The sequence below is a fragment of the Streptomyces sp. NPDC002838 genome, from assembly GCF_040295365.1.
Lineage (GTDB): Bacteria > Actinomycetota > Actinomycetes > Streptomycetales > Streptomycetaceae > Streptomyces.
This window is the reverse complement of sequence record NZ_JBEOVF010000023.1, coordinates 111,479-124,805: the sequence shown is the minus strand read 5'-3', so window position 1 is coordinate 124,805 and position 13,327 is coordinate 111,479. Positions and strand designations below refer to the sequence as shown.

The 13,327-nt window shown below is 70.0% G+C and carries 11 protein-coding genes and 1 pseudogene; 8 read left to right on the top strand and 4 right to left on the bottom strand.

Translation table 11 applies throughout. The features are described from left to right. Positions 1-24: 24 nt before the first annotated feature. From ABT063_RS27460 to ABT063_RS27435, 6 genes and pseudogenes are all read left to right on the top strand, one after another. Positions 25-1,654, top strand: a pseudogene (locus ABT063_RS27460) (IS200/IS605 family accessory protein TnpB-related protein). 104 nt (positions 1,655-1,758) lie between these two features. Continuing rightward, on the top strand, positions 1,759-2,709 hold the full coding sequence (locus ABT063_RS27455) for an SPFH domain-containing protein (RefSeq protein ID WP_351061628.1): 951 nt from the start codon (positions 1,759-1,761) through the stop codon (positions 2,707-2,709). Continuing rightward, the gene (locus tag ABT063_RS27450; protein ID WP_351061625.1) at positions 2,706-2,969 is read left to right on the top strand and encodes a type II toxin-antitoxin system antitoxin; all 264 of its coding nucleotides are present in this window, start codon (positions 2,706-2,708) and stop codon (positions 2,967-2,969) included. The genes ABT063_RS27455 and ABT063_RS27450 overlap by 4 nt, the downstream gene beginning before the upstream one ends. A 93-nt stretch (positions 2,970-3,062) precedes the next feature. Beyond that, complete coding sequence (locus ABT063_RS27445) at positions 3,063-3,587, top strand: PadR family transcriptional regulator (RefSeq protein WP_351061622.1); 525 nt, start codon at positions 3,063-3,065, stop codon at positions 3,585-3,587. Beyond that, positions 3,584-4,273: an ABC transporter ATP-binding protein gene (locus ABT063_RS27440; RefSeq protein ID WP_351061619.1), complete on the top strand. Its 690-nt coding sequence runs from the start codon at positions 3,584-3,586 to the stop codon at positions 4,271-4,273. Before ABT063_RS27445 ends, ABT063_RS27440 begins: the two co-directional genes overlap by 4 nt. Then, positions 4,270-6,612, top strand: coding sequence for an ABC transporter permease (locus tag ABT063_RS27435; protein WP_351061617.1), 2,343 nt, complete (start codon positions 4,270-4,272; stop codon positions 6,610-6,612). The genes ABT063_RS27440 and ABT063_RS27435 overlap by 4 nt, the downstream gene beginning before the upstream one ends. Positions 6,613-6,716: 104 nt before the next feature. Here ABT063_RS27435 and ABT063_RS27430 read toward each other — a convergent pair whose 3' ends face one another. Then, the gene (locus tag ABT063_RS27430) at positions 6,717-7,664 is read right to left on the bottom strand and encodes a LysR substrate-binding domain-containing protein (protein WP_351061614.1); all 948 of its coding nucleotides are present in this window, start codon (positions 7,662-7,664) and stop codon (positions 6,717-6,719) included. 153 nt (positions 7,665-7,817) lie between these two features. Here ABT063_RS27430 and ABT063_RS27425 point away from each other — a divergent pair, with 153 nt between their 5' ends. Both ABT063_RS27425 and ABT063_RS27420 read left to right on the top strand, forming a co-directional pair. After that, complete coding sequence (locus ABT063_RS27425; RefSeq protein ID WP_095753810.1) at positions 7,818-8,372, top strand: peroxiredoxin; 555 nt, start codon at positions 7,818-7,820, stop codon at positions 8,370-8,372. Between the two features lie 4 nt (positions 8,373-8,376). Beyond that, complete coding sequence (locus ABT063_RS27420; RefSeq protein ID WP_351061610.1) at positions 8,377-8,910, top strand: alkyl hydroperoxide reductase; 534 nt, start codon at positions 8,377-8,379, stop codon at positions 8,908-8,910. A 217-nt stretch (positions 8,911-9,127) separates the two neighbouring features. Here the strand turns inward: ABT063_RS27420 and ABT063_RS27415 are convergent, their stop codons facing one another. From ABT063_RS27415 to phoH2, 3 genes are all read right to left on the bottom strand, one after another. Next, positions 9,128-10,456, bottom strand: a complete 1,329-nt coding sequence (locus tag ABT063_RS27415; protein WP_351061607.1) for an AI-2E family transporter — start codon at positions 10,454-10,456, stop codon at positions 9,128-9,130. Between the two features lie 148 nt (positions 10,457-10,604). Continuing rightward, positions 10,605-11,291 carry an aggregation-promoting factor C-terminal-like domain-containing protein gene (locus ABT063_RS27410; RefSeq protein WP_351061605.1) on the bottom strand — a complete coding sequence of 229 codons (687 nt, stop codon included), beginning with the start codon at positions 11,289-11,291 and terminating at the stop codon, positions 10,605-10,607. Positions 11,292-11,712: 421 nt separating this feature from the next. Beyond that, entirely contained in the window at positions 11,713-13,038 is a 1,326-nt protein-coding gene (phoH2, locus tag ABT063_RS27405) for an RNA 5'-3' helicase PhoH2 (RefSeq protein WP_351061602.1), read from the bottom strand. Positions 13,039-13,327 lie beyond the last annotated feature (289 nt).

Here is a 13,327-nt window from a genome sequence, read left to right as displayed (position 1 = left end):
CGACACTGGGCCGGGGGTGACGGGGTGGGTGAGCTGCGGGACGTGGTGGCGCCGTTCATGGTGCCCGGTCCCTCGGGGGTCGCGGTCCGTACCCGGCTCAAGGGCCTGACCGCTGGGGACGAGAAGGTGCTTCGCCTGGTCGGCGACCTGCTCGGTTCGCTTGCTTCCCGTGATCTGAAGGCGCGGTGCGCGGCCGGTCTGGAGCACGACACCGAGCAGTGGGCCAAGCGCAAGCGCACCCTCACGGAACAGTCCTCCTCCCGCTGGGCCGGGTCGATCACGAAGGCCGCCCACGATCAGTGGGCGCTCGCCCGGCGTGGCCAGCTCGCGCACATCCAGAGCCTTGCAGCCGGGATCGAGACGATCGAGCACCGACTGTCCCAGCCCATCGGCGAGAAGGGCACCAAGCAGGCGCCGGGCGGCTACCGCAGCAGGCAGGAGTGGTTCGCCAAGTCCCGCCGCCTGCGCGCGCTCGAAGACCGGCTACAGACGGCCCGGGCGGACCGGGAGACCGGGGCCGTGCGCGTGGTGCGCGGCGGGAAACGGCTGCTGAACACCCGGCACAACCTGGATGCCGCCCGGCTCACCCAAGAGCAGTGGCGCGCCCAGTGGGAGGCCGGGCGCCGGTTCCTGCAGGCCGACGGCGAGTCCGGGAAAAGGTACGGCAACGAGACCATCCGCGTCACCGACACCGGACAGGCCTCGATCAAGCTCCCGGCGCCGCTGGCGCACCTGGCGAACGCCCCGCACGGCCGGTACGTGCTCACCGCCCTCGTGGCGTTCGCGCACCGGGGCGAGCAGTGGCGCGACCGGGTCACCGCCAACCGGGCCGTCGCCTACCGCATCCACGAAGACGCCGTGCGGGGCCGCTGGTACCTGACCGCGTCATGGACGCGCCGGCCGGTCCAGATGGTGCCGCTGGAGGCGGCCCGCGCGGGCGGCCTGGTCGGCGTGGACACCAACGCCGACCACCTGGCTGCCTGGCGCCTCGACCAGCACGGCAACCCCGTCGGCGAACCGCTCCGGTTCGGCTACGACCTGTCCGGCACCGCGGCCCACCGCGACGCGCAGGTGAGGCACGCCCTGATCCGCCTGCTGCACTGGGCCAAACGCCATAGCCTCGCGGTCGCGATCGAAGACCTCGACTTCCAAGCGGACAAGACCCGGGAGAAGCACGGCCGCCGCAAAAGGTTCCGCAACCTCATCTCCGGCATGCCCACCTCCCGGCTGCGGGCCCGGCTCGTGTCCATGGCGGCCGAACTCGGCATCACCATCGTTGCCGTCGACCCGGCCTACACCTCCAAGTGGGGCGCCCAGCACTGGCAAAAGCCCCTCACCAGCAAGACCCGCAAGACGACCCGCCACGACGCTGCTGCCGTGGCGATCGGCAGGCGCGCCCTGGGGCATCCGATCCGGCGACGGACGGCACCGCCCCGCACCCACCGGAGCGATGGGTGCGGGCATCGGACCGTCCAGGCCCGACCGGGCGCTCCGGGGCGTGAGGGAAACCGCCCCCCGCGTCCCCGGACCACGGACACGATCCGTGCGCGCCGGACGCGGAGCGAACGCGGTGGACCAGAACGCCCAACACCGTTCGGGGCGCTCGGCTGAGCATGAGTTCTGGCGACAGGACTCCCTCCCGCTCAGTCTTTAGGAACGGTAAGGGTTGCCGGGACGGGTTAAAGTGATATCACTTAGATAGACTGAAGCTATGAGCGAAGCCGGCCAGGGCTTCGCCGCACCAGAACGGGGGGACCCATGTCCACACACGACACGTCCACGCACGACTCCACACCCACCGCCGACGTACCCGAGATGCCCGCCCCGCGCGTGCGGGAGTTCGCCGCGCGCTGCATCGGCGGCGGGCTCGCGCTGCTGCTGGGCCTGGCCGGACTGCTGCTCGGCATAGGCATGGTCGTGACCGCCACGGCGGTCGACGGGACCGGCGCCAAGGCCGCCCTGATCATCGGCGGCGTCCTGGTCGCCCTCGTCGCGTTCCTCGCCATGTGCGGGCTGAACATGGTCGCGCCGGGCGAGGCCCGGGTCGTCCAGCTCTTCGGGCGCTACCGCGGGACGATCCGCGAGGACGGGCTGCGCTGGGTGAACCCGTTCACCTCCCGCACGAAGATCTCCACCCGCGTCCGCAACCACGAGACCGCCGTACTGAAGGTCAACGACGCTTACGGCAACCCGATCGAGCTCGCCGCGGTCGTGGTGTGGAAGGTCGAGGACACCGCCCAGGCCACCTTCGAGGTGGACGACTTCCTGGAGTTCGTCTCCACTCAGACCGAGGCGGCGGTGCGGCACATCGCCATCGAGTACCCGTATGACGCGCATGACGAGGACGGCCTCTCGCTGCGCGGCAACGCCGAGGAGATCACCGAGAAGCTCGCCGCCGAGCTCCACGCGCGCGTGGAGGCGGCCGGCGTGCACATCATCGAGTCGCGCTTCACGCACCTCGCGTACGCCCCCGAGATCGCCTCGGCGATGCTCCAGCGGCAGCAGGCCGGCGCGGTCGTCGCGGCGCGGCGGCAGATCGTCGACGGAGCGGTGGGGATGGTCGAGGCGGCGCTGGCGCGGATCTCCGAGCGGGACATCGTGGAGCTGGACGAGGAGCGGAAGGCGGCGATGGTGTCGAACCTGATGGTGGTGCTGTGCGGTGACAGGTCCCCGCAGCCGGTCCTCAACACTGGGACCCTCTACCAGTGACCGCATCCGCAGATCCTTCAGGGGGATCCTCGCCCAAGCGGCGGCCGCAGCAGCGCAAGCAGGTGCTGCTGCGGCTGGACCCGCTGGTGTACGACGCGCTGGCGCGGTGGGCCGGGGACGAGCTGCGCTCGGCCAACGCGCAGATCGAGTTCCTGCTGCGGAAGGCGTTGGCGGAGGCGGGCCGACTGCCCAAGGAGACGGGGCCGTTGCCTCGCCGGGGCCGGCCGCCCGGGAGTTCGGGCCATGTAGCAGAACCGTGACAATGGGCCTCCACCTGCACCGCCGTCCCCCCGGCCCCGCTCTAAACACTCGACGTATACATCCGGCGTATACACCGCATGTACAGTCCTCCCATGTCCATCGGTCACACCCTTCTAGGGCTCCTGGAGTCCGGCCCGCGTCACGGCTACGACCTGAAGCGGGCCTTCGACGAGAAGTTCGGTCACGACCGGCCGCTGCACTACGGCCAGGTCTACTCGACGATGTCCCGCCTGTTGAAGAACGGGCTCGTCGAGGTCGACGGGATCGAGCCCGGCGGCGGACCGGAGCGCAAGCGGTACGCGATCACCGAGGCCGGGATCACCGACGTACAGCAGTGGCTCGCCACGCCGGAGAAGCCCGAGCCGTATCTGCAGTCCACGCTGTACACCAAGGTCGTCCTCGCGCTGCTCACCCGGCGCGACGCGGCCGACATCCTCGACACGCAGCGCGCCGAGCACCTGCGCATGATGCGGATGCTCACCGAACGCAAGAGGAAGGGTGATCTGGCCGACCAGCTCATCTGCGACCACGCGCTGTTCCATCTCGAGGCCGATCTGCGCTGGCTGGAGCTCACCGCCGCGCGGCTCGACAAGCTCGCCGAGGCGGTGACCAAGTGACCCCTCCCGCCGGTTCCCTGCTCGCGGCCGAGCAACTGCGCAAGGCCTACGGGCCGACCCTGGCGCTCGACGGCGCCGAGTTCTCCATTCATCCCGGTGAGATCGTCGCGGTGATGGGCCCGTCCGGGTCCGGCAAGTCGACGCTGCTGCACTGCCTCGCCGGGATCGTGCCGCCCGACTCCGGGTCGATCACGTACCAGGGCCGGGAGATGGCCACCATGAACGACGCCCAGCGCAGTGCGCTCAGGCGCAGCGAGTTCGGGTTCGTGTTCCAGTTCGGGCAGCTGGTGCCCGAGTTGACCTGCGTCGAGAACGTGGCCCTGCCGCTCCGGCTGAACGGCACCTCCCGCAAGGAGGCCGAGCGGACCGCCCTGTCGTGGATGGAGCGGCTGGAGGTCGACGACCTGCGCAAGAAGCGGCCCGGTGAGGTGTCCGGCGGGCAGGGGCAGCGGGTCGCGGTCGCGCGGTCGCTGGTCACCAGTCCGCGGGTGCTGTTCGCGGACGAGCCGACCGGCGCGCTCGACTCGCTCAACGGCGAGCGCGTGATGGAGCTGCTCACGGACGCCGCCCGGTCCACCAACGCCGCCGTCGTGCTGGTCACGCACGAGGCGCGGGTGGCCGCGTACTCCGACCGCGAGATCGTCGTACGGGACGGGAAGTCCCGGGACATGGAGCGGATCGTATGAGCGTGCGGCAGTGGGCCGCGGATCTGGCCATGGGGGTCCGGTTCGCCTTCGGCGGCGGGCGTGAGGGATGGGTCCGGGCCCTGCTGACGGCCGTCGGCGTGGGACTCGGGGTGGCGCTGTTGCTGCTGACCACCGCGATCCCGAACGCGCTGTCGGTGCGGGACGACCGGGAGGCCGCCCGCACCGACCTCCTCTACGGCGACACCGACACCAAGGTGTCCAGGTCGGACCACTCGCTCCTGATCGCGAACGTCGGTACGACGTTCCGCGACAAGGACGTCCGAGGGCGGGAGCTGGAGCCGGAGGGGCCGCGGGCGCCGCTGCCGCCGGGGGTGGAGAAGTTCCCGGCGCAGGGCGAGATGGTGGTCTCCCCCGCGCTGATGGACCTCCTGGAGTCCGGCTCCGGGAAGCTGCTGCGGGAGCGGCTGCCGCAGCGGATCGTCGGCACGATCGGCGAGAGCGGGCTGGTCGGCTCGGCCGAACTCGCCTTCTACCGGGGTGGCCAGGGCCTCGCCGACGCGCTCGGAGACGGCGAGGTGGGCCGGATCGACCAGTTCGGGAAGTCCCGGTCGACGTCCGAGGAGATGGACCCCGTCCTGCTCCTGCTGATCCTCGTGGTCTTCGTCGTGCTGCTGATGCCGGTCGCCGTCTTCATCGCCGCGGCCGTACGGTTCGGCGGCGAGCGGCGTGACCGGCGGCTGGCGGCGCTCAGGCTGGTGGGCTCCGACAGCCGGATGACCCGGCGAATCGCCGCCGGTGAGGCACTCGCGGGCGCGGTGCTCGGGCTGGTCCTCGGCGCGGGCTTCTTCCTGATCGGCCGTCAGGTGGCGGGATCGGTGGAGGTCTTCGAGGTCAGCGTGTTCCCTAGCTATCTCAACCCCTCCCCCGCGCTGGCCCTGCTGGTCGGTCTCGCGGTGCCCGCCGCCGCCGTTCTGGTCACGCTGTTCGCGCTGCGGGGAGTGGTGATCGAGCCGCTCGGCGTGGTGCGTACGGCGAAGCCCGCGCGGCGCCGGCTGTGGTGGCGGCTGCTGCTGCCGCTGGCCGGACTCGGCCTGCTCTACCCGATGATCGGGCAGGGCCGCGGCGACGGCGACTTCAACCAGTACCTGGTCATCGGCGGCGTCATGCTGCTGCTCATCGGCGTGACCGCGCTGCTGCCGTGGATCGTCGAGAGGGTCGTCGGCCGGCTCGGCGGAGGCGGCGTGGCCTGGCAACTTGCCGTGCGCAGGCTCCAGTTGAGCAGCGGTACGGCGGCCCGCATGGTCAACGGCATCGCGGTCGCGGTGGCCGGGGCGATCGCGCTGCAGATGCTGTTCGCCGGGGTGGAGGGCAACTACACGAAGGACACCGGCTACGACGTCTCGCTGGCGCAGATGCAGGTGTCGGTGACGCCGGGTGAGATGCCGCTCGACGAGGCCGCCGAGAAGCTCCGGCGGACCGAGGGCGTGCGCAAGATCTACGCGTACTCCGAGGGCTATCTCGGCGACCGGCCCAGGGATCCCCAGCTGGGCGCCTCGGTCGCCGTCGGGGACTGCGCGTCGCTGCGGGAGGTCGCCGACCTGCCCTCGTGCCGGGAGGGCGACGTGTTCGCCGTACGGGGTGCCGAGTACGACACCGACACCCCGAAGCTGGCGAAGGCAGGCCGCACGCTGTACTTCGACCCGTCCTACGAGGGCGACCCGAAGACCGCGGAGACCCCCTGGGTACTGCCGTCGGGCCTGAAGCAGGCGCAGAGCCGCGAGGACCCGACCGGCATGCGGCGCGGCGGCTTCCTGATCACCCCGAGCGCGCTGCCCGCGGCGGCCGCGCCGACGCTGCGCGGGGAGCTGTATCTCAACCTCGACGAGTCCGTGCCGGACGTGCGCGACCTGGTGCGGAACACGGCGGCGAGCATCGACCCGATGACCGAGCCCATGGTCTGGCGCTCGGTCGAGCGGGCCAACCGGTACACCGCCATCCGCACCGGCCTGTTCGCGGGCGCCACGTGCGTGCTGGCGCTGATCGGGGCGAGCCTGCTGGTGTCGCAGCTGGAGCAGCTGCGCGAGCGCAAGAAGCTCCTGTCGTCCCTGGTCGCCTTCGGCACCCGGCGCAGCACGCTGAGCCTGTCGGTGCTCTGGCAGACGGCGATCCCGATCGCGCTGGGCCTGCTGCTGGCGTCGGCGGTGGGGATGACGCTGGGCGCTGTGCTGCTGCGGATGACGGACAACGCGGTGCGCTTGGACTGGCCGAGCGTGCTGTCGATGACAGGCGTCGGCGCGGCGGTCGTCCTGGTGGTGACGCTGCTCAGCCTGCCGCCGCTGCTGCGGCTGATGCGGCCGGACGGCCTGCGCACGGAGTGAGCCACTGACGGCCGGCCCCTCTCTTCCGGGAGGGGCCGGTGGCTTGTGTACGGCCGTGTGTCCCAGGGCCGTCTCTGCTACGACCGTCTCCCCTACGGCCGTTCTCAGGCGTCGGCGTCCAACACCCGTACCGGCAGCGGGCGCAGGGCCGTGCGCAGGGCGGCCGCCAGTTCCTCGTACTCGGCACCGCGCGCCGCCCCTGTCCGCATGGCGAGGGCGATGCGGCGGGTCGGGGCGGGGTCGGCGAAGTAGCCGGTGAGGAGCTGATCGCTGCGGGTCGTCTCGACCTTGAGGGCGGTGCGCGGGAGCAGCGTGACGCCGAGGCCGCCGGCGACCAGCTGGACGAGGGTGGCGAGCCCGGCCGCGGTCGTCGTCACCGGCGCGTCCTCGCGGCCCGCCTCCCGGCAGATGTCCAGGGCCTGGTCGCGCAGGCAGTGACCCTCGTCCAGGAGCAGCAGGTTGAGCTCCTTCAGGGCCTCGCGCGGGATGCCCTCGCGACCGCCGAGCCAGTGGTCGAGGGGGGCGACGAGCACGAAGTCCTCGTCGAAGAGGGGGAGTTCGACTACGCCCGGGACGCCGAGGGGCACGGCGAGCAGCAGCAGGTCGAGGCGTCCGCTGGTGAGTCCCTCGATGAGATTGGCGGTCTGCTCCTCGTGGACCTGGAGGTCGAGGTCCGGGTAGCGGTCGTGGACCAGCCCGATGACGGTGGGCAGGAGGTAGGGCGCGACGGTGGGGATGACGCCGAGGCGCAGGACGCCCGTGAACGGCGCCCGGACGGCCTCCGCCTCCTCCAACAGCGCCCCGACTTCCTCCAGTACGGCCTTGGCGCGTACGGCGAGCCGCTCGCCTGCGGGTGAGAGCAGCACCTTGCGGGTGGTGCGCTCCAGCAGGGTGACACCGAGGGTCTCCTCCAGGGCGGAGACGGCGCCCGAGAGGGCCGGCTGGCTCATGCCGATCGCGGCGGCCGCGTCCCGGAAGTGGAGGTGCTCGGCGACGGCGGCGAAGGCGCGCAGCTGGGCGAGACTGGGCTGCCTCTTCTTGTTCAGGGTCATGCTTCACCCACGGTCACTAATAGCCACCTCCGATCAACTCGACCGAGTGTAGCTATTTCCATAATCAATGCACCCTGTGCCACCATCGGGATCGTCCAACCCATGGGAAACACCTGGCACATATCGGGTGTTTCTTCGCTGCAAGGAGAGCCTGTGCTCACTGTCGGTGACAAGTTCCCCGAGTTCGAACTGACCGCCTGCGTCTCACTGGAGAAGGGCGCGGAGTTCGAGAAGATCAACCACAAGACCTATGAAGGCAAGTGGAAGGTGATCTTCGCGTGGCCCAAGGACTTCACCTTCGTGTGCCCGACCGAGATCGCCGCCTTCGGCAAACTGAACGAGGAGTTCGCCGACCGCGACGCCCAGGTCCTCGGCTTCTCCGGCGACTCCGAGTTCGTCCACCACGCCTGGCGCAAGGACCACGACGACCTGCGGGACCTGCCGTTCCCGATGATGGCCGACTCCAAGCACGAGCTGATGCGCGACCTCGGCATCGAGGACGAGGACGGCTTCGCCAAGCGTGCGGTCTTCGTCGTCGACCAGAACAACGAGATCCAGTTCTCCATGGTGACCGCGGGTTCGGTGGGCCGTAACCCGAAGGAGGTCCTCCGGGTCCTCGACGCGCTCCAGACGGACGAGCTCTGCCCGTGCAACTGGAGCAAGGGCGACGAGACGCTGGACCCCGTCAAGCTGCTGGCGGGTGAGTGATCCTATGTCGCTGGATTCCCTGAAGTCCGCGATACCGGACTACGCCAAGGACCTGAAGCTCAACCTGGGCTCGGTCATCGGCGACTCCGAGCTGCCGGCGCAGCAGTTGTGGGGCACGGTGCTGGCGACGGCGATCGCCTCGCGGTCCCCGATCGTGCTGCGGGAGCTGGAGCCGGAGGCGAAGGCGAACCTGTCGCCGGAGGCGTACACGGCGGCGAAGGCCGCGGCCGCTGTGATGGCGATGAACAACGTCTTCTACCGCACGCGGCATCTGCTGTCGGACCACGGGTACGGCAACCTGCGGGCCGGTCTCCGGATGAACGTGATCGGCAACCCCGGTGTCGACAAGGTCGACTTCGAGCTGTGGTCGTTCGCGGTCTCGGCGATCAACGGTTGCGGGATGTGCCTCGACTCGCATGAGCAGGTGCTGCGGAAGGCGGGGGTGGACCGTGAGGTGATCCAGGAGGCGTTCAAGATCGCCTCGGTGATCCAGGCGGTCGGCGTGACGCTGGATGCGGAAGCGGTGCTGGGGGAGTAACTCCGGTTGTGGTTCTGGGGTCCCGTTCACCCATGTGGTGGGCGGGGCCTCGGCTTTTTCCCACCACCCGACTCGGTTGGTGAATACGGCCTCCGGCCGGGTGGTGACCCCTCGACCCACCGAGTCGGGTGGTGGGTGAGCGAAGGCTCGGGGGTCTGGGGGCGGAGCCCTCAGAGGGGCACCTCTTGGCCGACCGAGTCGGGCCAGTGAGCCTGCGCTACGGCGCCGGGGGCGCGTTCGGTGGTTCGGGGGCCGTCGGTGTCGTAGCCACCCCCCGCCTGGGCGACTGCTTCAGCGCCGCCTCGTGGGAGTACGCCCGCAGATAGCCGACCACCGTGTTCGTCACCGCCACCAGCGGCACCGCCACCACCGCGCCGCCGATCCCCGCGACCATCCCGCCCGCCGCGACCGACAGGACCACCGCCAGCGGGTGCACCCGCACCGCGCGGCCCAGGATGAACGGCTGCAGGATGTGGCCCTCGATCTGCTGCACCGCCAGCACCACCGCCAGCGTCATCACCGCCGTGAACACGCCCTGCGTCACCAGGGCCACCACCACGGCCAGGGCGCCCGAGGCCACCGCGCCGACGAGCGGGATGAAGGAGAAGAGGAAGATGAAGACGGCCAGGGGCACGGCCATCGGCACGTCCAGGAAGTAGATGCCGATGCCGATGAAGATCGCGTCGATCAACGCCACTATCACCGTGCCGCGGACATAGGCCGTCAGCGTCCGCCACGCCCTCGGGCCCGCACCCGCCACCCCGGGCCGCGCCGCCGCCGGCACGAGCTTGAGCGTCCACTCCCAGATGCGCCGGCCGTCGTAGAGGAGGAAGAGCGTCGAGAACACCGCGAGCAGGATGCCGGTCAGCGCCTCGACGACGACCGTGACGCCCTCCAGGCCCGCCGACGTGATCTGGTCGGTGTTCGCGCCGACCGCCTCTCGCAGGTTCTCGGCGATGTCGTTGATCTGCTTGTCGGTGACGTGGAAGGGGCTGTTCAACAGCCACTTGCGCAACTCGTCGATGCCGTCCTGGACCTGGTCGGAGAGGTTGTCGATGTTCTCCATGACCTGCCAGGTCACGAACCAGCCGATCAGGCCCATGATGACGAAGCCGAGGATCGCCGTGAGGGCGGTGGCCAGACCGCGCGGAAAGCCGATCCGCATCAGGCGGGCCACCGCCGGCTGCAGCAGGGCCGTGATGAGCAGCGCCGCCACGAACGCCAGCACCACCAGCTGTACGGCGCTGATGACCCGCATCAGGACCCAGAGCGTGCCCGCGAGGACGAGCAGCCGCCAGCCGGCCTCCGCCGCCACCCGCATTCCCCACGGCACGGCGTGCGCGGGGTCAGGTCGCGCGGCGACCGCGGGAGCGTGCTCCGGTGGCGGCGGAACGTGGTCGGCGGGCGGTGGGGCCTGGTCGGCGGGCGGAGGCGGTTCGGCCTCGGCGTTCTCCCGCTCCACCTCGGCGCGGCGTTCGTCCAACCGATTACTGACCGCGGTCAGTCCGGCGCCGACCCGGCCGAGCCACCCTGGCACTCGCGACATGATCCGTCCTCTTCCCCCGTCTCTCCCCACCACTCCCCCGGAGTCGTCCCGTCAGACCGTACAGGGCGAAAGCCCCTCCCCTAAGGACGGGGAGGGGCTGCGCGAGGTTGAGACGAGGCCGGTCGCGAGAGGCCGACGGCGCGAAGACTCAGTACCAGCGGTTGGCCTGCCAGAAGGTCCAGGCTTCACAGGGGCTGCCGTACCGGTCGTTCATGTAGTTGAGGCCCCACTTGATCTGCGTTGCCGGGTTGGTCCGCCAGTCGGAGCCGACGGACGAGTACTTGGAGGCCGGCAGGGCCTGGAAGAGGCCGTAGGCCCCGGAGGAGGGGTTGACCGCCTTGTAGTTCCAGCTGGACTCGTGGTCCACGATGTTGCTGAAGCACTGGAACTGCCCGCTGGGCACCACCTGCGCCGCCATCGACTGGATCTGCGAGATGGAGTACGAGCTGTAGACGGGGAAGTCGGACGGGTCCTTGGCGGCCTTCGCCTTGGCCTCGGCCCGTTCCTTGGCCTCCTGCGCCGCCTTCTCGGCGGCTTCCTTCTTCTCCCGGGCGGTCTTGGCGGCCTCCTTGCGGGCCGACTCCTCCGCGACCTTCTTGGCGCTCGCGTCCGCGGCGATGGCCTGTGCGTTGGCCTGCTGCGTGAGGGACGCGGTCTGCACCTGAGCCTGCTGACCCGCGGGTATGTCCGCGAGGAGCGTCGAGTCGGCTGCCGTCGTCTCGGCGTCGTTGTTGTTCTGCGCGGTGCTGCCCGAAGCAACTCCGACGACGCTTCCGACAGCGGTGACCGCCGTGGCCGAGGCCACTGCGAATCCCCGGACCGAAATCGGGCTCACACGGTTTCCTTCCAGCATCGCCCGCTTCGGTGACCCTGGCGGACGCAATCGTGCCCCTGGCACTGGCCTCCCCAACTACGGGGTCACGGGAGGCGCGGGCCCGGTGGGCAACTCCCTTGCGGGGAGCGCCGCGTGGTAACTCGGGCGGCATACGACAGCCATATGCAGTTGATGGTGGTGCTTCTGTTGTGCCGTACCGCTGGGGGTACAGGTGTGTCGTATGCGGGGCCTGACAGGAGTGAGACTCTGCCGTAACCGGACGCCGCAAGGCAATTCTGCGTTGCGTGTGAAAGCTCACATCCTGTTTGACCCAGGGGATTCTGAGAAAGCTCCACGCGCGAAGGCGCCGCCCGGCTAGGCTCACTGCCTTTCCCGGACGGCGCCAACTGCTGCGTAACCACCCCGAGATGGGGTGCGTGGGTCAGATGTGCCCGTCTTCCAGCATTTCGGTCACAAGGGCCGCGATCTGGGACCTTTCGGACCGCGTCAGCGTGATGTGGGCGAAGAGCGGATGTCCCTTCAGTTTCTCGACGACGGCGACGACACCGTCGTACCGACCCACCCTCAGATTGTCCCGCTGGGCCACGTCATGGGTGAGAATCACCCGTGAATTCGCGCCGATTCGGGACAGAACGGTCAGCAGGACGTTCCTCTCCAGTGACTGCGCCTCGTCCACGATCACGAACGCGTCGTGGAGGGAGCGGCCGCGGATGTGGGTCAGCGGGAGGACCTCCAGCATCCCGCGCGCGGTGACCTCCTCGATGACCTCGCGGGAGGTGACCGCCGACAGCGTGTCGAAGACCGCCTGCGCCCAGGGGCTCATCTTCTCGGCCTCGGAGCCGGGCAGATAGCCGAGCTCCTGCCCGCCCACCGCGTACAGCGGCCGGAAGACCATCACCTTCTGGTGCTGACGGCGCTCCAGGACCGCCTCCAGCCCCGCGCACAGCGCCAGCGCCGACTTGCCGGTGCCGGCCCGGCCGCCCATCGAGACGATCCCGACATCCGGGTCGAGGAGGAGGTCCAGCGCGATGCGCTGCTCCGCGCTCCGGCCCTTGATGCCGAACGCCTCACGATCCCCGCGCACCACCCGGATGTTGCCCTCCGGCGACACCCGGCCCAGCGCCTTGCCGCGCTCGGACTGGATGGTCAGACCGGTGTGCACGGGCAGGTCGGCGGCCTCGGGGACGTGGAGATGGCCCTCCTCGAAGAGGATGTCCACCTGCTCGCCGGACAGGGTCAGTTCGGACATTCCGGTCCAGCCGGAGGAGTCCGTGATGGCCAGTTCGGCGCGGTACTCCTCGGCGAGGAGACCGACGGACGAGGCCTTGATCCTGAGCGGCAGGTCCTTCGAGACGACGGTGACGTCGAATCCCTCGGCCTGCAGATTGCGGGCGACCGCGAGGATGCGGGAGTCGTTGTCCCCCAAGCGGTAGCCGCTGGGCAGCACGCTGGGGTCCGAGTGGTTGAGCTCGACACGCACGGTCCCGCCGAGGTCCCCGATCGGGATGGGGGCGTCGAGACGGCCGTGCCGCACCCGGTAGTCGTCGAGCAGGCGCAGTGCCTGCCGGGCGAAGTACCCGAGTTCGGGATGGTGCCGCTTGGCCTCCAACTCCGTCACCACGACGATGGGGAGCACGACCTCGTGCTCGTCGAAGCGGTTCAGGGCGTGCGGGTCGGCCAGCAGAACGCTGGTGTCGAGAACATACGTGCGCCGGTCTGGCTTGTGGCGCTTTGTGCTGGTCACCACGGAAGGACGTACCCCCTCGGATGAGGTCGGGGAGCGACGGAGTGGAGCTGGACCGGTCGACGGCCGCCCTGCACAGGCCGAAAACCGGCCCTCCGCCTCTTCGTCCGTGCTGTGACCGCACGATCGGGCTGGTGCAAAGGGCCTCCCGGGCGGACGGCCCCGTGCCGCCCGCTGAGATCCGACACCCGTGGTTCGGGTGTCGACCTGCTTGGCTTATGCCCTCGAACATGCGGTGCCATGCCAGCGCATATGACGGCGCGCTGGTGAACTCCTTGTTACTTCCGCCCCA